Below are 24,836 nucleotides of genomic sequence, written 5' to 3'. Positions count from 1 at the left end.
TGCCCGAAAACCGTTTCACACTTTTCGGGATGCGCTCTATCTATTTGTTTTTACGCATTATCCGGACGCATCGGAGCAGGAAAAGAAATCAGTCCAGTGAACTGATTTCCCTGCGAAGGCGTTTCACACTTTTGCTGGAAATGCTCTAATGCCCCTGCTGTCCGATAAATCGCGCGCGGATTTTTTTCGACAGCCAGTCGATGACAAAGATGCATACCAGCACATTGAGCACGACGAATGTCACCTGATCGAAGAGATTGGCGCGGAAGCGTTCAATGATGATCATTCCGATGCCGCCCGCCCCGACCAGACCGAGAATGGTCGCACTTCGTGTCGATGATTCGAAGAAATACAGCGCCTGCGAGATAAAGACCGGAAGTACTTGCGGCAGATAGCCGTAACGCACCACCTTGATCGGCCCTGCACCCGTTGCGCGAATTCCTTCCACTTGCTTTCTGTCTATGTTTTCAATGGCTTCTGAATATAATTTCGACAAGGTTCCGGTGTCGGAAATAAAGATCGCCAGCACGCCGGCCAGCGGTCCCAGCCCGACGGCACGCACGAAGACAAGCCCCCAGACAAGCTGGTCGACACCGCGCAGCACGTCCAGTATCCGCCGCACCACCTGACGTATCAGCACAAATGGCATGGTGTTGCGCGCTGCAAAAAAGCCGATCAGCAATGCCGCGCATGAGGCCAGCAGGGTGCCCAGAAAAGCCATGGCGAGCGTCTGCGCGATTGCTGTATAAATATCTCCATAGCGCCAGCTTTCCATATCCTTCCAGGTCACCATCGCCTTGAGAAGCCGCCATACCGGGTCCGACATGGTAGCGAGCTTCCAGACCTCGAAATACCAAAGCGATCCCAATGTGTAGGCGATCACGGCGATCCATATGCCCCAGAGGCGCAGCCGCGAGGAAGGATTGCCGAATGCTGCCGGATGATCGCGGCGCACAGCCTCGATATGGCTTGCGGAAATGCCGGAAAGCGGAATGGCATTCATTGGAAATTCTCCTTGCCGATGAAATGCGTGCGCACGCGTTCCGAAAGGAGATCGATGGCCGTTACCAGAACGATGACCAGAAGAAGCACCGCGACCACCCGGTCATCGGAATAAAGGCTGATGACGCGGTTGAGTTCCTGCCCTATGCCGCCTGCGCCGACAAATCCGACGATTGAAGACGAGCGCACATTGATCTCGAAACGCAACAGCGTATAGGAGGCGAAATTCGGCAAGACCTGTGGAACGACGCCATAGCGCATTTCTTCGAACCAGTTGCCGCCCACGCCCCGAACGCCCTCAAGGGGCCGCATCGAGGCGTTTTCATTCACTTCCGAAAAGAGCTTGCCGAGCGCGCCCGCCGTATGAATGGCAATAGCGATCACGCCCGCCAGCGGGCCGATGCCGACGGCAAAGACGAGGATCAGCGCATAAAGGATTTCCGGCACACCGCGACACACTTCCATGAAGCGCCTTGACAGCCAGTAGACCACGCTATTGGGTGCGAGATTGCGCGATGCCGGAAAACAAAGCAGAAATGCACATGCCGCGCCGATGATCGTTGACGTCAGCGCCATCAGCACCGTCTCGATGATGAGCCGGACATAGAGCCAGAAATCGGAATACCAGTAAACGATCGAGCCCGGCACCGCACGGCCGTTTTCTCCGCGACCGAGAAACAGCTTGTCCAGCTCCAGATTTGGCATGATCGTGCCGAAATATTCAAAAATGCGCGGCAGGCCGGACGCAAGCCGCTCCGGATAAAAACGCGAAACATGGATGGACGCAGCCAGCACGGCCACAAAGAGAACGAGGAAAAGGACATTCATCGCGCGCCGTGAGCGGATAAGCTGCGCACGGTGAGCCTCGAAAATATCAACCGGATCGTTGTGGCCGTCTTTTGCGGCAAGGCTGGCATTTGTCATCGGTTCAGCCCGCTCCCAGACTGATCCGGGCATTATTTGCCAGATCCTCTTCGGTCAGGCGTTCCTTTGCCGGTGCGCCTTCCAGCGCCGACGAGGTTATGCCTTCAACGAAAGCGTCCTCGGCCTCCGCGCCATAAATCTCACGCGCGATTTCCGGCGTCAGCTTGGCAGGAACATCGTCGAATACCAATACACCGTCTTTCAGCCCGACGATGCGGTCGCAATAGGTGCGCGCCGTGTCGAGCGTATGCAAATTGCAAATAATGGTGATTCCGTCTTCGCGATTGATGGTGCGCAGCGAATCCATCACCAGCTTTGCATTCAGCGGATCGAGCGAGGCAATCGGCTCGTCGGCCAGAATGATGCGCGGTTCCTGCACCAGCGCACGGGCAATCGCCACGCGCTGCATCTGCCCGCCCGAAAGCGTATCCGCGCGCTGAAGTGCTGTATGCGCCATGCCGAGCCTGTCGAGGGCGCGGATGGCAAAGGCGCGCTCCGCAGCCGTAAACATCTGCAACATCGAAGCCACGAAACCATGATGGTAGAGCCTGCCGGTCAGCACATTGGTGATGACATCGAGGCGACCGACGAGATTGAACTGCTGAAACACCATGGCGCAGGTCGCGCGCCATTCATGCAGGGCGCTGCCTTTCAGCCTTGTCACATCCTTGCCGTCGAAGGTAATGCGCCCGCTGGAAGGTTCGGCCAGCCGGTTGATCATGCGCAGCAGCGTAGACTTGCCCGCCCCCGAGCGCCCGATCACGCCAACCATCTGTCCTTGCGGGATCGTCAACGAAATATCCGATACGGCATTGCGCGTAGCGAAGCTCTTGGTGAGATGCTCGGTCGTCAATTGCATGGCAAGCTCCGTCTCAATGAGCATTATAAAACCGGCCGCTGTCCTTGCGGGAACAGCGGCCGGCTTATCGATAGTATTAGCGCGAACCCTGAAGCTCGCGTTCACGCATGGCGACGATGTTCTTGAAGAAATCGTGGTCTACGCGCTTGAAGCCCTTGCCGTCACCCTGCGAGACGTCGACATAGCATTCGTAATCGGTCTCATGGAGCGTCTCCATCCAGTCGATGGCGATCTGCTTGGGCGCATCGGGCATGGCCTTGCGCACGACCCATGGACCGTTGGGGATCAGGTTCGACTTCCAGATGATGCGCAGATCCTTCATGTCGAGCAGGTCCTTGTCGACCATCGAGCGCAATGCGCCGCGGCTGAAGCCTTCCGCCTCGTCGCCCACGCCGGACGTCCAGGTGACACCGCCATTATACTGGCCGTTCAGCACGGCGATAACCGCCTGCTCATGACCACCGCCAAAACCGGTGGTGGCGAAATAGTCTTCCACATTAACGCCCTGCATTTCCAGCTCCGCCTTGGGAACCAGATAGCCCGAGGTCGAGTTGGGATCGGCAAAGGCAAGGGTCTTGCCCTTCATCTGCTCAAGGTTTTCAATACCGCTGTCGGCGCGCGTATACATCACCGAATAATAGCCGTCAGAACCGTCATTTTCGAGGGCGACGAAGATCGGCTCCACCGCATCGGGATTTTGCAGGTAGATGCCTGCATAGCCGGAAGCACCCAGCGAAGCAGCGTCGAGCTGGCCCGCGAGAAGACCCTGCATGACGCCGGCATAGTCGGAAGCAGGATAAAGCTCGACCGGCACGCCCAGCTTTTCGCCAAGCTGCTTGACCATGCACTCATTCTTGCGCAGACGATCGGATTCATTTTCGCCGCCAAGCAGGCCGATACGGAATGCAGGCAATTCGGACTTCCAGTCCTGAGCGAGAACCGGCGTTGCCACCGCGGAAACACTGATTGCCAAGGCTGCAACGGCACGGGTTAGAAGAGCGGTCATGAGTAGCTCCAGACGCTTCGGTTAAAACTTACAAAAGTGGCTGGACCCCCTGTCCAGCCTGCCGAGGCGGAACCTAGCGAGCGTTTAAGACAAAGCGATTACTGTTTTGGCAAGCTTTTATGACAGTCGATAAGCTATCCCAGCGCCAGCCACCGGGCCAGCTTGCGACAGCGCGCAAAACGGTCATGATATTGTTTTCAATCTCATATAATCAGAGACGGCACGACTTTATAAAATGAAAGTTTTACAATGGATTATCGCCACCAACAGACGCAAGGCAGCGTCAGCGAAGTTTTCGGCGTCTTTCTGAAGCTTGGCCTCACCTCCTTTGGCGGCCCCGTTGCTCATCTTGGTTATTTTCGCGACGAACTGGTGATACGGCGCAAATGGCTGAGCGAAAACGCCTATGCCGATCTCGTTGCCCTGTGCCAGTTCCTGCCCGGCCCCGCCTCCAGCCAGCTTGGCTTTGCGCTTGGCCTGAGCCGGGCGGGCTGGGGCGGTGCGCTGGCAGCATTTCTCGCCTTCACGCTGCCATCGGCGCTGTTGCTGCTCATGCTGGCAATGGGTGCGGGAGCCATACAGCATCCTTTGGGGCTGGGAGCGCTTTACGGCCTGAAGATCGTTGCCGTCGCCATCGTGGCGCAGGCCGTCTGGGGAATGGCAAAAAACCTTTGCCCCGACAAGGAGCGGGCATCGATAGCCGTGGCGGCTGTCATCGTGCTGGCCATCGCGCCGGGCGCTATCGGAATGATGGGCGCAATTCTTTTGGGCGCTATTGCCGGATTGGGCATTAACAAGGGACGCGCCATGGCTGGCGGATATTTGCCAATACCGGTGTCGCGTGGAACGGGCCTCGCGGCGCTTGCGCTTTTTATCATCCTCCTGCTCGGTCTTCCTGTTCTGGCCCGTCAGGATCAGGCACTGGCGCTCGCCGACAGCTTCTATCGGGCCGGTTCACTGGTCTTTGGCGGGGGGCATGTCGTCCTGCCACTATTGCAGGCTGAAACAGTCGCAACGGGCTGGGTATCGGAAGATGCGTTTCTTGCAGGCTATGGTGCGGCACAGGCGGTCCCCGGTCCGCTCTTTACTTTTGCCGCATGGCTGGGCGCGGTCATGAAACCAGAACCAAATGGCATTGCGGGAGCGGCCATAGCACTTTTTTCGCTATTTCTGCCCGGCTTCCTGATCCTGATCGGCGCATTGCCCTTCTGGGACCTGTTCCGGCGCAAGGCATGGGCGCAATCCGCCATGCAGGGAGCCAATGCCGCAGTGGTCGGCATTCTCGGTGCTGCACTTTATTCGCCTGTCTTCACCAGCACGATTGGCGGAATGGGAGATTTTGCCTTGGCGCTCGTCTGTTTTGTCGCGCTGATGGCATGGAAAGCACCGCCATGGGCGGTCGTCATGCTGGCTGCATGTGCCGGAGCCGTGCTGGGGCCACTGACATAGAAATAACAGCGCTCCCATCAAGGCGTAACCCGCCGGTCTGCACCGGCGGGTTTAAACAAAAGCTTAGCCCTTCTTCATGGCTCCATTTTCCCAGCCTTCGAATTTGCCGGTGAAGAAATCGACATCCTTGAAACCGAGCAGCGACAGAACCGTGTAGCTGTGGGTGAGCTGAACGCCGCCGCGCGTAAACAGGATAACCTTCTTGTCAGGCGTTACGCCGACTTCGGCATAGATCTTCTTGAGGTCTTCCGGCGTCTTGAGCACGCGGTTATCATCCAGCGTCGTATCCCAGAACACATTCACCGAACCCGGAATCTGACCGGCGCTGTAATCCGACGGCGAACGCACATCGACGACGATCACTTCAGGATTTGCCGCCAGTTCCTTGACCTGCGCTTCGGTGAGGAAACGAGGCGCGCCCTCTGCGGCATCGGCCTTCACCGTGCCGGTTCCGAAAGCATAGTTGCCAAGCGCCAGCGATTGACCGGCTTGCGGATCGCGGCTCCACTCATCCCAGCTTTCGTCATAGATACGCACATTGGTATAGCCGAGATTGCGAAGCGCGATATAGTTGTTTGCAGCCGCGACACCGCTGCCGCAATAGGAAAGGATTTCCTTGTTCTTGTCGATGCCGCGCGAAGCAAGAAGATTGCTGATGACGTCTTCCGGCTGAACCTTCTTGTCCTTTGTCAACAGGCTGGCCGCCACGACCGATTTGGCGCCCGGAATATGACCATCGACGAAAGCATCGGCATTGCGTCCATCGACAATGACCGTGTCATTCGCTCGCAATTTCGATTCAACATAGGCCTTGTCAACGCGAACGTCGTGCTTGTTCTCCAGCTTGAAATCACTCTTTGCGACTTCTACCGGATCGGTGGACAATTCGCCCGCATAGGCATCCACGCCGCCATCGAGTACGTGAATATTCTTGAAGCCCGCATATTCAAGCGCGATGAATGCCCGGCCCGGAAGGGAATTGGTGTCGTAAATGACCAGCGTATCGCCCGCCTTGAGGCCAGCGGTGCCAATCACCTCTTCAAAGACGGCGTCCTCGGCGAACTCATTGCGAATACCGTCGCGTTCGGAAACGTTCAGCTTTGCCCATGGCAGATTGACGGCACCGGGAATATGGCCTTTTTCGTAAGCGGCGGGCTGGCGGGAATCGACGATTTTCGCACCTTGTTCAACCAGCGCCTGAAACTGCTCATTATTGACGATAATCGGATAGGCGGCTTCCTGCGCGAAGGCCTTTACGCCGATGACGGCGTTTGGCACGGCGGAGCCGATGATCGGGGCGGCACTCAACGCCAGCACGGAAAGCGCGGTGGCGGAAAGGAAGTTTCTTGCAAATCTGGTCATCATCGGGAGGCTCCTGCTAAATTATTTTGTGATTTCATACGAATGCGGGCGGCGGCACAATGAAATCCCTGCCAATTATCGGCGGGCAACCGGTATGTTTTTTTCCTCGACCGCCCATTACAGGCATTTCATTCCAGAACGTTTTTCTCCCAGCCGGTCAGCGCTGAATCCCAGCCGGGAAACGCCTGAAAAAGTGCGGCCTGAATCGAGCGGTCAAAACCGAACCAGATCGAAAGCCCCACCAGCAGGATCAGCACGCCCATGGCCTGCTGGATTCGCGCGCTGTTTCTTTTAAGAACGCCGATGCGGCCATAAATATCATTGCCGAAGAGTACAAAAAGCCCCATGGGCAGCGCCGTCCCGAGGCTGAACATGAGCGCCGTCAAGGCCGAGGCAAGGCTTGTCTGCTGATTGAGCGCGAGCGTGATCACCGACGCCATGATCGGACCGACGCAGGGCGTCCATGCCAGTCCCAATCCCGCGCCGGTGAGCGCCCCGCCCCAAAATCCGCTGCCCTGCCTGCCGCTTGTCGCAAAAAGGCTGGTAAAGCGCGAGGTGGCGATCTCGAACCTGTTCTTGAAGGCCGGGACAGCGAGCACGAGCCCGAGCATGATGAAGATGACCGACGCGGCTATGCGATGGATATTCGGCGAGACTGCAAATTGCCGGACAAACAGGCTCAGCAGCAGGGTGATCACCGTAAAGGCTACGGCAAATCCGACAATCAGCCCATAGGGCCGCGACTTGCCCTCCAGAGCGGAACTGGCGAGAATGACCGGCAGCAGGGGCAGTACGCAGGGCGACAATACCGTTACAATGCCTGCGACAAAGGCAAAGACGAGGCTCATTGGGCGCGTGAATTTTCGTTTAGCCCCTTCACGCCTCCGGCATTCCAGAGCCTGACGCTTTTCGCATCCCTGTCGAGCAGGACGAAACTGTCCTGATAGGTAACGCCATATTCCGCCTTCAACGCGGTTTCCCGGTCATAATCGGCAATGACAAGCGTGAGGTCAGGATCGATTTCATTCCACTTTTCCTGCAACTCGGTGAGCGTCAGGATGCAATTGGGGCACCAGGTCGCAAAAAAGAAAACCACCGTCTTTCCCTTGGCCGCGAGAGCCTTCAGATCCGTATCGACAGAATATTGCACCAGTTCGGCGCGCTTTTCCGCGCTAAAGGCCGGAGTGATAATTCCGCCCCCATGTGCGGGAAAGAAGACGAGGGTGAAAGCGATGATGGCTTCGCGGAGTAACTTTGGTCGCACGATCTAGTCCTTTTGCAGCCAGAGCATTTCCAGCAAAAGCATGAAATGCCTTCGCAAGGAGATCAGCTCACTGGACTGGAAACTATCCAGTCTCGCATAAGCACAAAAGGAAGAAAAAACTCATTACCGCGACTTTAGAGGGGAAATTTTCCTTCGCCACGGCTTTTTAGAGACGGCGATCATTTTAGAATGGCGGGCAGGCATGGGATAAGAAGTTCTCGATTCACAGGAACTGAAATAATGTCTGTTACGGCTGTCGATAGGCTTCAGCAATCACCCAGAGCCGACACTCTTCCCCTTCTGGTCGTGCTTGGCACGATCGGCGTGGGTGCGGCCATCATCTCTTCTATCGTGAGCACGACGCAGGCATTGCTTTTTCTCAATGGCGGGATGCTGGGGCTGGCTTTATATCATGCCTCGTTCGGCTTTACCGGCGGCTGGAAGCGTTTTGCCACCCAAAGCCGCTCAAGAAGCATGCGCGCGCAGTTCCTGATGATCGGCCTGACAGCGCTGGTCTTCATACCGCTCATGAGCGGTTTGAACCCGACGGACCGCGCTTTCGTCGGCGCATGGGCGCCGGTCGGCGTTTCGGTCATTCTGGGATCGTTTATCTTCGGTATCGGCATGCAGCTGGGGGGCGGCTGCGGTTCGGGCACGCTCTTTACAGTCGGCGGCGGAAGCAGCCGCATGCTTCTCACACTCGCGGGCTTTATCGGAGGCGCTGCAGTGGGAACGGCGCATTTGCCGTTCTGGCTGTCCACCCCGTCCCTTCCGGTCATAAGGCTGGGCGATTATTTCGGTCCGCTTTCAGGCACCGCCGTCACCCTTGCCGGGCTTGCGGCCCTCATTCTCGTTCTTGCCTTTGCCGAGAAGCGCAAACATGGAAACGTGGAGCCGGTGTTCTCGGGGCTTTCCGATTTTTCGGCAGAGAACCTGCTGCGCGGCCCCTGGCCCTTGATTATCGCCGTTTTCATTCTGGCGCTGGGGAATGTGCTGACATTGTTTCTGGCCGGTCATCCCTGGTCCGTCACCTATGGTTTCGGCCTGTGGGGCGCAAAATTCTTCAATGCTCTGGGCATACCCGTTTCAGACTGGGCCTTCTGGCAAAACCCCGCGCAGGCGCGCGCCTTGAACCAGAGCGTCCTTTACGACGTAACCTCGGTCATGAATTTCGGCATCATTCTGGGTGCGGCACTGGCAGCGGCACTGGCGGGAAAATTCGCGCAGAAGGCAAGGATTCCGCTGGCCTCCTATCTGGCCGCAATCCTTGGCGGCCTGTTGATGGGATATGGTGCGCGCCTTTCTTTCGGTTGCAATATCGGTGCATTGTTCAGCGGCATCGCATCGGGAAGCCTGCATGGCTGGGTGTGGTTCGTGATGGCTTTCCTTGGCAGCCTCGCGGGCATCGCCCTGCGCCCCCTGTTCGGACTTGATGGATTTAAAAAGCAATGAGCAAGAAAAATACGCTGCTTTTCGGCGCATCACTCCTCACCGCATTTGGTGCAATCGCCGCCGATTATGCCGTAAGCGATGCCCCTGCCCCCGTGGCCTCGCAGGATGAAAGCTTCAATCCCTGTGCGGCGGCCCTTCCCCCCGCGCCGGGACAGCGCAGCTACGACGATCTGGCAAGTCAATATAGCGGAGCAGCCGCCGACGCACCGGCGCCAGAACCCGCAGCCCCGCCCGCAGGCGGCAATCCCTGTTCTGCGGGGGCATTCTGATGCCTGATGCGCAGGCAAGGCAACGGGCTGCGCAGGAGATGGCCTATTGCGAAGCCCTGCTTGCAAAATCCGGCACCAGTTCATTGCTAAAAATCCTGCCTTCACAGGGTTTGACGACCTGGAAACACTATCCCGAAAAAGATGTTTTCGATGCCGATAGCGGCGCGCAATGGTATTATCACTGCCATGACGATTCCGCATCGCTTGGCGAGCATGGGCATTTTCACTGTTTTATCCGCCCCGAAGGACGCGACAGCGAGCCATGCCATCTGATTGCGGTCGGCGTCGATGCGAAAGGCAGGCTCACGCGGCTTTTTACGGTCAATCGATGGGTCGTTGGCGGGAAATGGCACGATGCCCGAACCACAAATGCCTATCTTGAGCGCTTCAATGTGGAACTGGCTGAACCCGACTTTCTGGTGAACCGCTGGCTTACGGCGGCTGTTGCGCGTTATGACGCCGAAATCCGGCAGCTTAATCTTGACCGGGATGATTATCTGGCCTCGCTTGGGCGCGATTTCGACACTGTTTTTGAAGACAGAAGCATCGAAGTCATGTCCGAACTCCAGATCGTCGCGGAACGCGATTGACGCTTTAAGTTGTTGTTCTTACGCATGTCGTTATCCCGAAACCGGTTCCCACTTTCGGGCGACATGCTCTAACCGCGCCAATCGCTATATCCGCACAGCTTCACTCGGCAGCCATCTGGAATGGCGTCAGCGAGCGTTGCAACCACAGGGCATACCAGTCCACGAACTGGATCACCCCGCTTTCCTGATTGGGCGAATATGGCCCCGGCACATAAGCGGGAGAGAAAATGCCTTGCTGGTTGGTTTCGACAATTTCGCGATCTTCGCTATTGGTGGCAATCCACACTTCGGTCAGCCGCTTGAGATCATAATCCACCCCTTCGACGGCATCCTTATGGACAAGCCAGCTAGTGGTGACTTCGGTTTCGGTCGGGCTGATCGGCGTCACGCGGAAGGTCAGCGAGTGATCGGGCAGGAAGTGGTTCCATGTCGAGGGATAATGGAAAGCCAGCAATGACCCGGCATCGGGCAGCGCCACACGGCCAAGCTGTCTGGTCACGCCTGCCTTGCCATCCATCGTGTAGCTGACGGCCTTCTCCTGCAAGGGGATGCGCGCGAAACGGTATTGCCCATCGCCTTCCAGCCGGAATTGCGCGGGCGCGCCCGCCGCCTCGCAACGGTCGAAATGCGCCTGAAGACCTGCCGAGACCGAACCATCCGCTGAGACGCCCGCCACTTCCGGATCAAGCGGGAAAGAACGGCACAATGCGGGATGATTGGAACTGCAATGGTAGCATTCGCGGTTGTTTTCCCAGACCAGCTTCCAGTTTCCCTTTTCCACGATGGTGGAACTGAACGCCACCTTGGCGTTTTCGAGGTCATGCACCTCCAGATATGGGCGCGCCAGTTGGGCGAAAGGCTCGAATGGCGGCGGCGTATCGGAGAGGCAAATATAGACGAGGCCCGCCAGATTGCGCAGATTGACCGGCTTGAGGCCATGCTTCGACGGATCGAAGTCCGGCCCCATATCATTGGCCCAGATAAGCCTGCCATCCAGTTCATAGGTCCATTGATGATAGGGACAGACAAGCTTGGCGACCTGACCTTCACGCGCCTTGCAGATGATGGAACCGCGATGGCGGCAGGAATTGTGGAAGGCGCGAATCTGATTGTCGCCGCCCTTGACGATGATGACGTCATAGGCCCCGATGCGCACCGTGGCATAGCTGCCCGGCTTCACAAGCTGGCAGGCCGGGATGGCATAGAGCCATTCCTTGTAGAAAATAAGCTCCAGATCCAGATCGTAGATTTCCTGCGACGTATAGAAGGGCTGCTCCAGAGCGTGGCCTGATTTCCGGCGCGCGAGCAATTCCTGTATCGAAAACTGAGCATTCATGACGAGTTCCTACCATTTGCTTTTTTGAACCAGTCTAAAAACTCTCATCCCCGCAGCCCGATTTGACAATAGCAGTTATTTTCATCATGGATTAGTTTATGTAATCTCAGAACTTTCCCCTTCGGAGTTGCGGATCGCACAGGAGCCATTCATGGCAAGGCCATACGACCTTTCCTCCATAACGGCGCTCGTCTGCTTTGAAGCGGCGGCGCGTAATTTGAGCTTCAAGAAAGCCGCGCAGGAATTAAACGTGACGCCTGCGGCGATAAGCCATCAGGTAAAGGCGCTGGAGGCCGATCTGGGTTGCGCCATGTTCATCCGCCGCAGCAAGGGCGTCGAGCTGACGGAAAAGGGCGCCTTCCTGTTCGTCGCGTTGCAACGCAGCCTTGAAGCCATTTCCGAAGCCATCGCCCAGATAAGGGAGCGGCCCGAAACGGTCGATGTCACCATCCGTTCGACGACTGCTGTGAGTTCACTGTGGCTAACGCCAAAAATCTCCGCCTTCTGGAAGATCCATCCCGGCGTCACCATAGCGCAGATCGTCAGCGACGTTCCTTCTGATGCCAGCCGCTGCGATTTGAACATTCATTATGGCGATCCCGACGAAAGGGATGAATGCCGCACTCTTTTTCATGACCGGATCGTCGCGCTGGGTACGCCGCGTTTTGCGGCACAATATGGCATTTCCACCATTGCCGATCTGGTGGGCGCGCCGCTGATCCATTCCAGCGGCGATGAAACCAGCTGGACGAATTGGTCAGACTGGCTTTCAGCGCTGGGACAGCCGGCGCCAAGAGGGCGCAATTTTTACGTCAATAATTACATTATCGCTCTTCAGAGCGCGCAGGACGATGTCGGAGCGGTTCTGGGTTGGGACGGGCTGATCGGCAATCTGATGCAGGAGAGCCGGCTGGTCCAGCTTGCGCCCGAAAGCATGGCTTCACCCGTGCCATTCTACCTGAAAATCCATCCACGGGCATCGGCGAAGGCGCGCGTCTTCGCCGACTGGCTCGTCAAAAGTATCTGAAATCGTGCCGATCAGTGCTTCTTGTTGACCCGCAATGCCCAGAAGGCGAAAAGCGGCGTATCGACTGAGCGCATGGCATGTTTGATATTGGGGACATTATAGAAAGAGCCGCCGATTCCCGGTGAGAACCAATCGCCATCCCCCTGACTGAACTCGCCTTCAGAAAGAACGAGATAGACTTCTTCCGGCGCGTGGTCGTGATCGGGATAGCGGACATTGGGCGCAAGCAGCGTCGCGCCGATCCACAGATCGTTGCGCGCTTCAAGTCCGCCCGGACCAAGCACCATGGCATTGCCGTGGCCATCGGCATAATTGGCGCTCGCGGTGCCTGCATTATCGCTGCGCTCGCGCCATGTAAGCCGGGGTGCGAGGGCTTTGAACGATTGCGCCAGACGGCTGAGTGCGGGATCCTTGAAATCGACCGCCAATGCCGTGTCGAGATAACGGCAGACGGGAAGCTGTTTTCCTTCATCGGCCCGCAATTCGCCGGGAACCTCAAGCGCTTCGAAAATCTGTTCTATCGAGCGTTCCGATTCCGCATTCCTTGCAAATTTTGTAAATGCGCCATGGGCCGCATCAACGAAAGCCTGCAATGCCTCGTCGCGATTTGTCATAAAGCCTCCTCCACCTACTCCCCCGGAATGGGGGGATTTTCCGGTTATATATCCTTTGCGAGCCGCAGACCGTCATAAATTGCGGCATGGGTGTTACGTGCTGCGACAGCATCGCCAATTCTGAAAAGCTGGAACCTGCCTTGCGAATTGCGCACCACCGATTGCGGTTTGCCTGCGAGCAATTGCTCGTAGGAGGTTTCGCCGCCATTGGAGGACAGGGGCTTGAGATCGAAATAAAGCTCATCGAGCGGAAGGGTGCCGTGATTGACGACGATCTGATCGACCGTGCGCTGTTTCGACACGCCGCCGTAATCGCTGCCAATATGGGCGATGAGCTGATTGCCGCTCCTTTCGACCGCTTCCAGACGGAATGTCACGGTAAAGGTGACGTCGAGCTTTTGCAGCGAACGCATATAGGGAACAAGGTTCATCGCCATGACCTCCGGGGCAAAAGCCCGGTCGGGCGTCATGATTTCCACCTTCGCGCCGGTCTTTGCGATGATTTCAGCCGCCTGCAATCCGGAATGATCGCCTGCATCGTCATAAATCAGGACATTGGAACCCGGTTTCACATCGCCGGCAATAATGTCCCATGCCGAGACGACCAGTTCATTGCCTTTCGCGAGAACTTCGGTATGCGGCAGTCCGCCGGTGGCAATGATGACGACATCGGGATTTTGCGCCTCGATGCTCCCGGCATCCGCCCATGTGTTGAAATGGAAGATGACGCCGTGCTTTTCGCATTGGGCCATACGCCAGTCGATGATCGAGATCATCTCGCGGCGGCGCGCGCTCTGCGCAGTCAGCCGCACCTGTCCGCCCGCCTGCGCCGCAGCTTCCATCACCACCACTTCGTGTCCGCGCTCTGCAGCCACCCGCGCCGCTTCAAGTCCTGCCGGACCCGCGCCGATCACGGCAACCTTCTTGCGGCGCGCCGCTTTTTCAATGACATGCGGCATGGTGAGTTCGCGCCCGGTGGCCGCATTATGGATGCAATAGGCCGCACCCCCCTGATAGATGCGGTCAAGGCAGTAATTTGCCCCCACGCAGGGACGAATATCGTCTTCGCGCTTTTCCATGATCTTGCGCACGATATGCGGATCGGTCATGTGCGCGCGGGTCATGCCGACCATATCCACCTTGCCCGACGCGATAGCATGGCGCGCGGTCGCCACATCCTGAATCTTGGCTGCATGGAAGGTCGGAAAACTGGTCGCCGCGCGCACATCTGCCGCAAAATCGAGATGGGGCGCGCTTGCCATGCCCTGAATGGGAATCACATCCGTCAGACCGGCATCGGTATCGATATGGCCGCGAATGACGTTGAGATAATCGATCAGGCCGCTTTCCTTGAGCCGACGCGAGATTTCCAGCCCTTCCGCCCTGCCCGTTCCGCCGGGCAGGGTTTCATCGGCAGTGTAGCGCACGCCAAGAATGAAGTCGTCCCCCACCCGCTCGCGCATCGCCCTGAAAACATCGAAGCAAAAGCGCATGCGGTTTTCCAGCGAGCCGTTATAAGGCCCCTCAAGCTCATTGGTCAGCGGTGAGTTGAACTGGTCGATGAGATGGCCATAGGCCTCAAGCTCCACCCCGTCCATGCCGCCCGCCTTCATGCGTTCGGCCGCATCGGCGAAATCCTTGATGATACGCTCGATGTCCCAATCCTCGATTTTCTTGGGAAAGGCACGGTGCGCCGCTTCGCGATGATGGGAAGGCGCGACCACCGGCAGCCAGTCGGCCTTGTCCCAGCGCGTGCGGCGGCCAAGATGGGTGAGCTGGATCATGATGGCCGCGCCCGCCTCATGCACCGCATCGGTCATGTCGCGGATCCACGGGACGATCTCATCCTTATAGGCGAGAAGATTGTTGAAAACCGGCGGGCTGTCGCGCGAAACGGCAGCAGAACCCGCCGTCATGGTGAGCGCGACCCCGCCCCTGGCCCGCTCCACCGTATAGGCGCGATAGCGTCCCTTGGGCATCCCGTCTTCGGGATAAGCAGGCTCGTGGGATGTGACGATGATCCGGTTCTTGAGCGTGAGATGCTTGAGTTTATAGGGCTGCAATAGAGGATCGTTCGACATGAGGCGTGTTCCCATTTATGGAGATTTTTTCGAACGCTAAGTCTGACTGTACACATATGTCAATGATGAAAACATCAATGTGCGTTAATTTGACATAGATGAACATTCTGCTTGCAATCCATTTTATCTTCTTGTTAGGAATCGTTCCATGGACCAGTCTGTGCACGATAGTGGCTGGAGAGGCTCGGCGGAGGGATGGCTGGAAGCGGCCTATCAGACGCTGCTGGAGGCTGGCATCGATTCAGTGAAAATCCTGCCGCTGGCCAAGAAGCTGAACTTGTCGCGAACCAGTTTTTACTGGTTCTTCAAGGATCGCGAGGAACTGCTGAGCGCGCTGATCACACGCTGGCGGGACAAGAATACGGGGGGGATCGTCAGACAATCCGAAGCCTATGCGGAATCCCTCGCCGAAGCGATGCTGAACGTCTTCGACTGCTGGCTGAACAGGGATCTCTTCGATTCGAAGTTTGAGTTCGCCGTGCGCAGCTGGGCGCTGCAATCAGAGGAAATCCTGACGGAGATCATGGAAGCCGACCGGGAGCGTATGGAGGCAATCAAGCGCATGTTCATCCGCTTCGGCACCCCTGAAAACAGTGCCGATGTGCGGGCGCGGACGACCTATCTGGTCCAGATCGGCTATATTTCGATGCAGTCGGAGGAAGACATTCCGACCCGTATGCGCAGAATTCCGGAATATATCGCAATCTATACCGGGCAGATGCCGGAGCAACGCGAATTGAACCGCTTTTTCGCAAGGCATGGATACAAGCCCGGCGAGGCGCCCGGCAAGGCAGTTGAAGGGGAGGTTTGAGTGCCATGTTGAGAAATTGCATCTCAGGCGGCGCGGGATGGCTCGGGAGCGCCATCACCTGTGTCCGGCACGATGCGGGCATGGGAGAGTTTGCAACCAGTTCTATCTGATGCGGGGAAAGGCGGCCCCTGCAGTCCGACGCCGCCACATAAAAAGGGGAATAAAATGAAAAAGCTACTGGCATCCACCTGCCTTATTGGCGGGCTGTTCATAGGTGCATCCAGCGCCTCCGCCGCTGATTGCGGCAATATCGTCATCGCGAGCATGAACTGGCAAAGCGCCGAAGTGCTTTCCAATCTCGACAAGATCATCCTCAATGAAGGCTATGGCTGCAGCGCCGAAATCACGGTCGGCGATACGGTGCCGACGCTGACATCGATGGCCGAGAGGGGACAGCCCGATATTGCGCCAGAGGCATGGGTCGACCTTCTTCCCGACATCATCGGTAAAGGCACGCAGGAAGGAACGATCGTCGAGATCGGTTCGCCATTGCCCGATGGTGGCATTCAGGGATGGTATATTCCGCAATTCACCGCCGAAGCGCATCCTGAAATCAAGACGATCCCCGACATGCTCAAGCATCCCGAGCTGTTTCCATCGTCCGAGGATTCTTCAAAAGGCGCGGTGCTGAACGGCCCGCAGGGTTGGGGCGGCACTGTCACGACCTCCCAGCTATTCAAGGCGCTTGAGGGCCAAAAGAGCAATTTTACGCTCGTTGATACCGGATCGGCGGCAGGGCTGGATGGCGCAATCGCCAAAGCCTATGAGCGCAACGAGAATGTCGTCGCCTTTTATTGGGAACCCACCGCGCTCCTTGGCAAATATCCGATGGTCCGGCTCGACCCCGGCGTCGAGCACGATGCTGAGGAATGGAAGCGGTGCAATACCGTTGCCGACTGCCCCGATCCCAAGCCGAATGCATTCCCGGTCGACCGGATCGTCACCCTCGTTGCGAAAGGATCAATCGACAAGATCGGCCCTGACGCCATGAGCTACATCGAAAAACGCAGCTGGAGCAATGATACGGTTTCCAAGCTGATGGCCTGGATGACGGACAATCAGGCTTCGGGTGAGGACGGCGCAAAACATTTCCTGAAGAACAACAAGGATCTCTGGGCGGATTGGGTCTCCCCTGAAGCGGCGGAGAAGATCGAAGCATCTCTTTAGAGCATTGCCAGCAAAAGTGCGAAACGCCTCCACAGGGAAATCCAGTGGAGGCCGGGCTAACGCTATGAGCATATTTTGTTCGAATTGGGAGACTATCATGAAGAAGCTACTTGCATCCACCTGTCTGGTGTTCGGCCTGATCGGCACCGTTTCGACGTCCGGCGCTGCAGAATGCGGGACCGTCACCATCGCCAGCATGAACTGGGCGTCGGCGGAACTTCTCGCAAATGTCGATAATTTCATCCTGCACAACGGCTTTGATTGCGATTCCAGCATTGTCCTCGGTGATACCGTCCCCACGCTTACCTCCATGGCCGAAAAGGGCCAGCCGGATATTGCGCCGGAAGCATGGAACAGCCTCATTCCGCCGATCACGCAGAAGAATATCGACGAAGGCAAATTGCTGATCGCAGGCAAAGGCTTCGTCGATGGCGGCATACAGGGCATGTATGTTCCCAAGTTCATCGTCGACGAGAACCCGGAAATCAAGACCATCGCCGATGCCGTCAAGCATCCCGAACTCTTCCCCAATCCCGAAGATCCTTCGAAGGGTGCTTGGTCGGCCGGCCAGCAGGGCTGGGGCGGCACAGTCATCGCAAGCCAGTATTACAAGGCCTATGAGGCTGAAAAAGCAGGCTTCGATCTGATCGATACGGGATCGGCGGCAGGCCATGACGGATCGGTCATCCATGCCTATGAGCGCAAGCGCGGCTGGATCGGCTATTACTGGGAGCCGACAGCACTTCTGGGCAAATACGACATGGTTCGCCTGCCTTCCGGTGTGCCTTACGACGAGGCCGAGTGGAACCGCTGCAACAAGGTCGATAATTGCCATGACCCCAAGCCCAATGAATGGCCAACGGACGAGGTCAACACCATCGTTACGCAAAAATTCGCCGAACAGGCAGGCCCGGCCTATGAATATGTGAAAATCCGTTCCTGGCCCAATGCCGTCGTCAACAAGATGCTGGCCTGGATGGCCGACAATCAGGCCACCGGTGAGGATGGCGCCCGCGAGTTTCTCAAGAGCTATTCGGATGTGTGGACCCCATGGGTTCCAGCAGAGGTTGCCGAAAAGGTCAAAAGCGCGCTGTGATCCCGTTGTAATCCATGCCGCGACGCAGCGCGCCTTGGCGCTGCGTCGTCCGAAAATGGCCGCTCGTGACGGCCAGTAAAAAAGGGGAGCCGAATGGACTGGTTTTACCAATTTCCACATATGAACGACGACGCCCTGCGCAATCTCAAACAGACGATCGACGAAGGGTTTCGTGCCTTCACGCGTGGCTATGGCAGCGCCATCGAGGACTTCTTTTCGCCATTGCAGAAATTCCTGCTCGTTTCCGAGCGCTTCATGACGCAGACGCCGTGGCCGATTATTCTTGCAATCATTCTGGCCATTGCCTGGGTCGCCAGCCGCAATGGAAGGGTCGTTTTAGGCGCCCTCGTCACGCTGTTGCTGATCGGCTATTTCGACATGTGGCAGGATGCCATGCGGACGATCTCGATGATTTTCGTCTGCACCATCCTGTCGATTATCATCGGTCTGCCGATCGGCATCCTGATGGCCCGCTCCGACCGGCTGCAAAGGCTCGTCAATCCGATCCTCGATGTGATGCAGACCATGCCCAGCTTCGTCTATCTGATCCCGGTAGTCATGCTGCTGGGTATCGGGCGCGTGCCGGGGCTGATCGCCGTGGTCGTCTATGCCATTCCGCCGATTATCCGGCTGACCAATCTGGGCATCCGTCTGGTCGACAAGGATGTGCTCGAAGCCGCGAATGCCTTCGGCTCGTCCAATTCACAAAAACTGTTCAAGGTTCAGCTCCCGCTGGCCCTGCCCACCATCATGGCCGGTATCAACCAGACGATCATGATGGCGCTGGCCATGGTGGTCATCGCCTCGATGATCGGCGTGCAGGGTCTGGGCCAGCCGGTGCTCAAGGCTATCGCCAACCAGTATTTCACGCTCGGCATGTTCAACGGACTTGCGATCGTCGGTATTGCCATCATTTTCGACCGCGTCAGCCAGGCCTATGGCAAGAGGCTCCAGAAACATCAGGAGGTCGTTCATGGCTAAGGCTGATTTCGACGGCATCAAGATCCGCAATCTCTACAAGATTTTCGGCCCCGACGCCGCAAAGCATGTGGAGGCCGTGCATAACGGCCTCTCCAAAGCTGAACTCAATGAACGCTATGGCCATATTCTCGGGCTGAAAGACATCAATATCGAAATGCCCGCTGGCTGCATTCAGGTCATCATGGGGCTTTCGGGCTCCGGCAAGTCGACGCTGATCCGCCACATCAACCGCCTGATCGATCCGACATCGGGCGAAGTGCTGGTCAATGGCGTCAATGTGGTCACGATGAGCGACGCGGAATTGCGCGAGTTCCGCCGGCACCAGACGGCGATGGTGTTTCAGAAATTCGCCCTGCTTCCTCATCGCAACGTCCTCGACAACACCCTTTACGGGCTGGAGGTGCAGGGCATGGCGCGCGCCAGGGCAATCGATATTGCCATGCGCTGGATCGAACAGGTTGGCCTGAGCGGTTTTGAGAAAAAATACCCCAACCAGCTTTCAGGCGGCATGCAGCAGCGTGTCGGCCTTGCCCGCGCGCTCGCCAATGATGCGCCGGTTCTGCTGATGGACGAAGCCTATTCCGCCCTCGATCCGCTCATTCGCATGGATATGCAGTCGGTGCTTCTCGATCTTCAAAAACAGATCAAGAAAACGATCGTCTTCATCACCCATGATCTCGATGAGGCGCTCAGGCTCGGCGACCAGATCGCAATCCTGCGCGATGGCGAGGTTATCCAGCAGGGCACCAGTCAGGACATCGTCCTGCGTCCGGCAAATAATTACGTCGCCAATTTCGCAAGGGAAGTGAACCGGGGCCGGGTTATCCAGGTCGATACGATCATGGACCCGGTCACGCCGGAGGAAGCAGCCGGAGCTGCAACGGTGGCAAGCGGCACCACGGTGGAGGAAGCGATCAAGGTTCTGGCGCATGGAGAGATGGAGAATGTGATCGTGATCTGTGCCAAAGGCAATCCGCTGGGCAAGGTGGACCTTAAAAGACTCGCCGCCGCAACAGTGGCGTAAGGGCAAGCACAGGCACAATGATGCGTCCAGCCGATGTTTCATGAGACAGAAAGCGACATTGGAGGTCTGAATGCCAGATGAAGTGACCCTGAGTGCCGCGGCAGCCGGGGAACTGGCGGTGAAAGCCTGCCTGAACGTCGGCGCTTCGCAGGCCAGCGCACGCTCGCTTGCCGATGCGACCATATCGGCCATGCTTTACGGCCCATCCATGCTCGGCTTTCCGCATCTGGTTGATTATCTCAACAGCTTTCGAGAGGGGCGCATCAAGGGCGATCCGACGCCCGTTCTCGGCAATGCCTATCCGGCCTTTCTTGTTTCCGATGCCGATCAGGGCATTGCACAGCTTGGCTTCGACCGCGCTTTCGACAAGCTGGTCAAAGCCGCCCGAACCCATGGCATCGCCATCTTCACCCAGACGAACAGCTATACGGTCGGCGAACTGGGTTACTATGTCCGCCGGCTGGCCGATGAGCATATCATCGCACTGGCCTCCAGCAATGCGAATGCCATGGTGACGCCGCAAGCGGGCGGTCCGGCAGTCTATGGCACCAATCCGCTGGCATTCGGCTTTCCGCTCGGCGACGGCTCTCCCCCTCTTCTGATCGATCAGGCATCGAGCGCGACCGCCTATATCAATCTCGTGCGTGCTGCGGCTGAAAAGCAGCCGATCCCGGAAGGCTGGGCCGTTGACGAAAACGGCATGGCGACCAGCGATCCGGTCAAGGCCCTCGCCGGTGCCCTGCTGCCTTTTGGCGGGCGCAAGGGCGGCAATGTCGCCCTTCTGGTGGAGATGCTTTCCGCTGGCCTTTCCGGCGGGCCATGGTCACTGGATACCGCCGATTTTACATCCGGCAGCGCATCTCCCGCCGTAGGGCTGACAATTATTGCGATCATGCCGGGCCGCGATGACGGGCGCCTTGAAGAGCGCGCGCAAAAACAGGCAGACCGCCTGATCGATCTTGACATATTCGTTCCGGGCATCAGCGGAACACGCGCTTGCGCAGATGCGCTGAAGATTCCACGCGATGTTTTCGAAACCGTGCAGCGCTTCGCACAAGGCTGAACCCAAATATGGGGTTCATTCCGGGCCAGCGCGCCATTCCCGATAGGCCAGAGTGAGTTTTGCGCCCAGAGTGGCAAAGGGCTGCGGCGGCAGGGGGCGCGGTTTGTCGAAGCCTGCATAGATGTCGCTCAGCTCCGAACGGATGCCCAGTGCGAGTTCGGCGGCGGCAATGCCGGATGCGGTTGCCTTGGATGCGCCAACCCCGTTGCATCCGCAGGCAGCGATGATTCCGTCCTCGATCTCCCCGAAGGCCGGTACGGCATTGGTGGTGACAGCCATTGCGCCCGCCCAGCGATATTCCATCCCGACATTGCCGAGCGCCGGAAACCGGGCCTTGAACTTGCAATCATGCAATGCCCCCGCGCGCTGCACCGAAGCGGCGCTGACCGTCTGGCCTGCATTATATGTGTAACGCGAACGAACGAGGATACGGTCCCCATCCGTGCCCGCAACGCGGCGCACGGTTGTCCCCATGGGCAATGCCGGTGTAGCCGCCCATTTTCTTTCACCAACCAGCAAGGCTGGATCGAAAGCCTGCGTCATGGAAGCGTAAGTGAAAATATGGACAAGGCGTCCCTTGAAAAAACCGAAGCTTTCCGCATGACCATTATTGGCCAGCAGGATTTTGCCGGTATGGATCGTCCCTTGCGGTGTCTTCACAAGCCAGCCTGTCGCGTTTTTCTCAAGCAAGACGGCTGGTGAATTTTCAAAAATCCTGACGGATGCAGGCAGCGCATCCGCAAGACCGCGTATATAGGCTGCCGGTTGCACGATAATGGTGCCGGGGGTGAAAAGAGCCGACGTATAGGAGGCGCTTCCCGTCACGGCTGTAATTTCATCCGCATCGAGCAGGCGATGCTCCTCGCCCAGTCTTTCCAGCTGCTGCGCATAGGTGGCCAGATGATGGTCGCCTTCCGCGCTGATCGCGACGCTGTAGCGACCGCAGGGATCAAAGATGTCGCGACCCCATCCCTGTTGCTCCGCCACGCTGCCCGCCAGTGCGATGGCACTGCGGCTGATCATGATTGCCTGCCTGCTTCTGGTCAGTGAAACTCCGCCATAATCATCGGCAGAAACCTCATGGGGCAGATCGATGATAAAGCCGGAATTGCGCCCGGCAGCGCCTTCCCCGATGGCACCGGCTTCCAGCACGACGATATTCACGGCGGGATCGAGGCGGGATAATTGCCAGGCTGCGGCAAGACCGGCAAAGCCCGCACCTATCACCACAATATCCGCCGTCGCCGCCCCTTCAAGTTCCGGCCTGAGCACTGGCGGCGGCAGCATTGCCGTCCACGCCGAAATACCCGTATGGCTGGGCAGGCGACTGGCGGTAAATCTTCGTCGCGCCGTTTCGCTCATATGGCTTCCCGCTCAATGAGATCGCCGAGAGCCGCCCGCAACGTTTCGGCCTGCCCGGAACCCAGAGCGCGCAGGGGCCTGCGCGGCGTGCCTGCATCATAGCCCGTCATTTTTGCCGCCGCATAGACCGACTCGACATAATTTCCTTGCCAGATCAGCGACATGACAGGCTCCAGTGACGACCAGACAAGGCGAACCTTTTCCCAGTCGCGCTCAGTGGCTGCCGCAACCAGAGAGAGGCAGGTGCGCGGTGCGAAGTTCGCCCCGCCCCAGATCAGGCCGCTACAGCCTGCATAAAGCGCATAAGCGACAAGACTATCGGCACCATTCATGACCGGAAGTCCGGTTCGGATGAGTGCCGCCTGTTTGGCAAGATCGCCGCTGCTATCCTTTACCGAGCAGAAACCGGGTATCGCCAGAAGCGCCTTCATCAGAGAGGGGGTAATTTCGACACCGACTGCTTGCGGCACATTATAGCCTATGACCGGCAAACCCGCCGATGCGACCTGCGTGTAGAAGTCGATAATGCCCTCGTCATCGGTCGGCCCCTCGAAAAAAGGCGGCAGCACCATGACCCCATCCGCACCGCATCCAGCCGCATGCCGGGTGCGTTCGATGACTTCCTCGACCAGCAGCGCCGAAGTTTGCACGATTATGCGAGCGCGCCCGTCGATGATCCGGCAACCCCGTTCCACGAGTTCTGCTGCTTCCTCTTTCGAGAGATAGACATGCATACCCGTGCCCGAACTAAGGACAAATCCCGGCATGCCGAGCGCCAGATATTTTTCGATATTTTCTTCCAGCCGTTTGAAATCTATTCCGCCCTTTTCGTCGAAAGGCGTTGCGAGCGCAAGATTAAGACCGGTAAAAGCAAATTGTGTCACCTGCATACCCTATGTCATCCGCTATGAAAAACTGGCAACCGGCTCGCCGATGGCTCGCATATCGATCGATACGCCCAGTCCGGCACCCTCCGGCGCTGCGCCCCGTCCATTTTTGACCCGCGGCTGATAACCGGCAATATGCTCTTCCGTCCAATCGTTGAAAAACGACGTGTGAAGGAGATTTCCGGGCTGGGCGCTGGCCGCCACATGCGATGCCGCCGCCGCACTCAGATCACCGCCCCAAATGTCCTCGATGCAAAAATGCATTCCAAGATTCTGTGCCGCATTGCGCATCGTGACCGCCTGGCTGATGCCGCCGACGCGACCAAGCTTGATGTTGATCGCCGCGGCATTCGCCTCGTATTTTGCACGATAAAGATCGGGGAAACTGACCACGCTTTCATCCATGATGAGAGGAAGCGGGCTGACCTTGCCAAGCATCGCGCAATCGGCAATATCCAGGCATGGCTGTTCGACGCAGATATTGAGATCTGCCATGGCGCGCATCGCGATGGACGCTTCAAGGAAGGTCCAGCCGGCATTTGCATCGATAAAAAAGAAAATATCATCATCCGCCGCCTCGATGATTGCGCGGGTGCGCGCGGCATCGGCACGCGGATCATCGCCCACCTTGATCTGGAAACGGCGGATTCCGGCGGCGCTGCGCCTCTTCACAAAATCGATACCCTCCTCGGTGGAGGCGAGCGGAACCGCTTCGAAAATCGGAAGGTCGGTACTCAGGACACCGCCTATAAGGGCGGAAACGGGCAGGTTGACGGATTTGCCGAAAATATCCCAGCAGGCGATGTCGAACGCACTTTTTGCATTATTCTGCCCGGTGAGAACGCCATTCATCACATTTTGAATGCGGTTGAGCGCGCGCGGGTCTTCTCCGATCAAAAAGGGTGCGAGTTCCCTGAGCGCAGCCCGCGTGCCGCCTGCAAAGAGCGGAAGATAGTTGCCGGACAGGATCGCAGCTTCTCCCCATCCCTCGATCCCGGTATCGGTGATAATGCGCACAATATTGGACGGCTGCTGTTTTGCTGACCGTCCCTTGGACATCACATAGGTTCCATGCACATAGGTCAGTTTATATTCATAAAGTTCGATTGCGGCAATCTTCATCGCTGTTTCCCTTGCGCCAAAGCCGTTTCCGATGCAGCCCTCAGCCGACATCCCTATCAGCCATGCGAAGAGATTTGATCGTTTGCCC

Annotated in this window: 24 protein-coding genes; 11 read left to right on the top strand and 13 right to left on the bottom strand. The window is 57.6% G+C overall.

Annotated elements, in window-relative coordinates; translation table 11 throughout:
* Nucleotides 1–145: 145 nt before the first annotated feature.
* From phnE (DKP76_RS05185) to phnD, 4 genes are all read right to left on the bottom strand, one after another.
* Nucleotides 146–1,003 (bottom strand): phosphonate ABC transporter, permease protein PhnE, encoded by an 858-nt coding sequence (gene phnE, locus DKP76_RS05185; protein ID WP_109705391.1) that lies wholly within the window; start codon nt 1,001–1,003, stop codon nt 146–148.
* Nucleotides 1,000–1,959, bottom strand: coding sequence for a phosphonate ABC transporter, permease protein PhnE (phnE, locus tag DKP76_RS05180; protein ID WP_199224753.1), 960 nt, complete (start codon nt 1,957–1,959; stop codon nt 1,000–1,002). Before phnE (DKP76_RS05180) ends, phnE (DKP76_RS05185) begins: the two co-directional genes overlap by 4 nt.
* Nucleotides 1,931–2,785: a phosphonate ABC transporter ATP-binding protein gene (gene phnC / locus DKP76_RS05175; RefSeq protein WP_109705842.1), complete on the bottom strand. Its 855-nt coding sequence runs from the start codon at nt 2,783–2,785 to the stop codon at nt 1,931–1,933. The genes phnE (DKP76_RS05180) and phnC overlap by 29 nt, the downstream gene beginning before the upstream one ends.
* A gap of 76 nt (nt 2,786–2,861) precedes the next feature.
* On the bottom strand, nt 2,862–3,791 hold the full coding sequence (phnD, locus tag DKP76_RS05170; protein WP_109705390.1) for a phosphonate ABC transporter substrate-binding protein: 930 nt from the start codon (nt 3,789–3,791) through the stop codon (nt 2,862–2,864).
* A 249-nt stretch (nt 3,792–4,040) separates the two neighbouring features.
* Between phnD and chrA the strand changes: the two genes are divergently transcribed.
* The gene (chrA, locus tag DKP76_RS05165; RefSeq protein ID WP_109705389.1) at nt 4,041–5,240 is read left to right on the top strand and encodes a chromate efflux transporter; all 1,200 of its coding nucleotides are present in this window, start codon (nt 4,041–4,043) and stop codon (nt 5,238–5,240) included.
* Nucleotides 5,241–5,303: 63 nt separating this feature from the next.
* On the opposite strand, the gene DKP76_RS05160 is transcribed toward chrA, so the two are convergent.
* The 3 genes from DKP76_RS05160 to DKP76_RS05150 all read right to left on the bottom strand — a co-directional run bounded on the left by DKP76_RS05160 (nt 5,304) and on the right by DKP76_RS05150 (nt 7,866).
* Nucleotides 5,304–6,605 (bottom strand): rhodanese-like domain-containing protein, encoded by a 1,302-nt coding sequence (locus DKP76_RS05160; RefSeq protein WP_109705388.1) that lies wholly within the window; start codon nt 6,603–6,605, stop codon nt 5,304–5,306.
* Between the two features lie 125 nt (nt 6,606–6,730).
* A complete protein-coding gene (locus DKP76_RS05155; protein ID WP_109705387.1) occupies nt 6,731–7,450 on the bottom strand; it encodes a cytochrome c biogenesis CcdA family protein in 720 nt (239 codons plus the stop codon).
* Nucleotides 7,447–7,866, bottom strand: a complete 420-nt coding sequence (locus DKP76_RS05150) for a TlpA family protein disulfide reductase (protein ID WP_158279415.1) — start codon at nt 7,864–7,866, stop codon at nt 7,447–7,449. Before DKP76_RS05150 ends, DKP76_RS05155 begins: the two co-directional genes overlap by 4 nt.
* 240 nt (nt 7,867–8,106) lie before the next feature.
* Here DKP76_RS05150 and DKP76_RS05145 point away from each other — a divergent pair, with 240 nt between their 5' ends.
* Genes DKP76_RS05145 through DKP76_RS05135 form a run of 3 tightly spaced genes read left to right on the top strand, consistent with a single transcriptional unit; the run spans nt 8,107 to nt 10,177 of the window.
* On the top strand, nt 8,107–9,318 hold the full coding sequence (locus DKP76_RS05145; RefSeq protein ID WP_109705385.1) for a YeeE/YedE family protein: 1,212 nt from the start codon (nt 8,107–8,109) through the stop codon (nt 9,316–9,318).
* Nucleotides 9,315–9,587 (top strand): hypothetical protein, encoded by a 273-nt coding sequence (locus tag DKP76_RS05140; RefSeq protein WP_109705384.1) that lies wholly within the window; start codon nt 9,315–9,317, stop codon nt 9,585–9,587. The genes DKP76_RS05145 and DKP76_RS05140 overlap by 4 nt, the downstream gene beginning before the upstream one ends.
* The gene (locus DKP76_RS05135) at nt 9,587–10,177 is read left to right on the top strand and encodes a DUF6969 family protein (protein ID WP_109705383.1); all 591 of its coding nucleotides are present in this window, start codon (nt 9,587–9,589) and stop codon (nt 10,175–10,177) included. The genes DKP76_RS05140 and DKP76_RS05135 overlap by 1 nt, the downstream gene beginning before the upstream one ends.
* A gap of 100 nt (nt 10,178–10,277) precedes the next feature.
* On the opposite strand, the gene DKP76_RS05130 is transcribed toward DKP76_RS05135, so the two are convergent.
* The gene (locus DKP76_RS05130; protein WP_109705382.1) at nt 10,278–11,513 is read right to left on the bottom strand and encodes an aromatic ring-hydroxylating oxygenase subunit alpha; all 1,236 of its coding nucleotides are present in this window, start codon (nt 11,511–11,513) and stop codon (nt 10,278–10,280) included.
* A 151-nt stretch (nt 11,514–11,664) separates the two neighbouring features.
* On the opposite strand from DKP76_RS05130, the gene DKP76_RS05125 reads away from it, so the two are divergent.
* Nucleotides 11,665–12,540 (top strand): LysR family transcriptional regulator, encoded by an 876-nt coding sequence (locus DKP76_RS05125; RefSeq protein WP_109705381.1) that lies wholly within the window; start codon nt 11,665–11,667, stop codon nt 12,538–12,540.
* A gap of 11 nt (nt 12,541–12,551) precedes the next feature.
* On the opposite strand, the gene DKP76_RS05120 is transcribed toward DKP76_RS05125, so the two are convergent.
* Together DKP76_RS05120 and DKP76_RS05115 are read right to left on the bottom strand one after the other, a co-directional pair.
* The gene (locus DKP76_RS05120) at nt 12,552–13,154 is read right to left on the bottom strand and encodes a dimethylsulfoniopropionate lyase (RefSeq protein ID WP_109705380.1); all 603 of its coding nucleotides are present in this window, start codon (nt 13,152–13,154) and stop codon (nt 12,552–12,554) included.
* Between the two features lie 44 nt (nt 13,155–13,198).
* Nucleotides 13,199–15,235, bottom strand: a complete 2,037-nt coding sequence (locus tag DKP76_RS05115; protein WP_109705379.1) for an NADH:flavin oxidoreductase — start codon at nt 15,233–15,235, stop codon at nt 13,199–13,201.
* 148 nt (nt 15,236–15,383) lie between these two features.
* On the opposite strand from DKP76_RS05115, the gene DKP76_RS05110 reads away from it, so the two are divergent.
* From DKP76_RS05110 to DKP76_RS05085, 6 genes are all read left to right on the top strand, one after another.
* A complete protein-coding gene (locus DKP76_RS05110; protein ID WP_109705378.1) occupies nt 15,384–16,046 on the top strand; it encodes a TetR/AcrR family transcriptional regulator in 663 nt (220 codons plus the stop codon).
* Between the two features lie 165 nt (nt 16,047–16,211).
* Nucleotides 16,212–17,213, top strand: coding sequence for an ABC transporter substrate-binding protein (locus tag DKP76_RS05105; protein WP_109705377.1), 1,002 nt, complete (start codon nt 16,212–16,214; stop codon nt 17,211–17,213).
* 97 nt (nt 17,214–17,310) lie between these two features.
* Nucleotides 17,311–18,309 carry an ABC transporter substrate-binding protein gene (locus DKP76_RS05100; protein ID WP_109705376.1) on the top strand — a complete coding sequence of 333 codons (999 nt, stop codon included), beginning with the start codon at nt 17,311–17,313 and terminating at the stop codon, nt 18,307–18,309.
* A 93-nt stretch (nt 18,310–18,402) separates the two neighbouring features.
* Nucleotides 18,403–19,290, top strand: a complete 888-nt coding sequence (locus DKP76_RS05095; protein WP_109705375.1) for an ABC transporter permease — start codon at nt 18,403–18,405, stop codon at nt 19,288–19,290.
* The gene (locus tag DKP76_RS05090) at nt 19,283–20,314 is read left to right on the top strand and encodes a quaternary amine ABC transporter ATP-binding protein (RefSeq protein WP_109705374.1); all 1,032 of its coding nucleotides are present in this window, start codon (nt 19,283–19,285) and stop codon (nt 20,312–20,314) included. Before DKP76_RS05095 ends, DKP76_RS05090 begins: the two co-directional genes overlap by 8 nt.
* A 70-nt stretch (nt 20,315–20,384) precedes the next feature.
* On the top strand, nt 20,385–21,377 hold the full coding sequence (locus DKP76_RS05085) for an Ldh family oxidoreductase (protein WP_109705373.1): 993 nt from the start codon (nt 20,385–20,387) through the stop codon (nt 21,375–21,377).
* A gap of 15 nt (nt 21,378–21,392) precedes the next feature.
* Here the strand turns inward: DKP76_RS05085 and DKP76_RS05080 are convergent, their stop codons facing one another.
* From DKP76_RS05080 to DKP76_RS05070, 3 genes are read right to left on the bottom strand one after another with little or no spacing between them, the layout of a single operon-like run.
* Nucleotides 21,393–22,739, bottom strand: a complete 1,347-nt coding sequence (locus tag DKP76_RS05080) for an NAD(P)/FAD-dependent oxidoreductase (RefSeq protein WP_109705372.1) — start codon at nt 22,737–22,739, stop codon at nt 21,393–21,395.
* Nucleotides 22,736–23,623, bottom strand: coding sequence for a dihydrodipicolinate synthase family protein (locus DKP76_RS05075; RefSeq protein ID WP_109705841.1), 888 nt, complete (start codon nt 23,621–23,623; stop codon nt 22,736–22,738). Before DKP76_RS05075 ends, DKP76_RS05080 begins: the two co-directional genes overlap by 4 nt.
* A gap of 21 nt (nt 23,624–23,644) precedes the next feature.
* Complete coding sequence (locus tag DKP76_RS05070) at nt 23,645–24,748, bottom strand: mandelate racemase/muconate lactonizing enzyme family protein (RefSeq protein ID WP_109705840.1); 1,104 nt, start codon at nt 24,746–24,748, stop codon at nt 23,645–23,647.
* Nucleotides 24,749–24,836 lie beyond the last annotated feature (88 nt).

The organism is Falsochrobactrum shanghaiense, from assembly GCF_003149535.1.
Taxonomy (GTDB): Bacteria; Pseudomonadota; Alphaproteobacteria; order Rhizobiales; family Rhizobiaceae; genus Brucella; species Brucella shanghaiense.
Note: the sequence above shows the minus strand (reverse complement) of the source record. Positions and strands in the feature narration are given on the sequence as shown.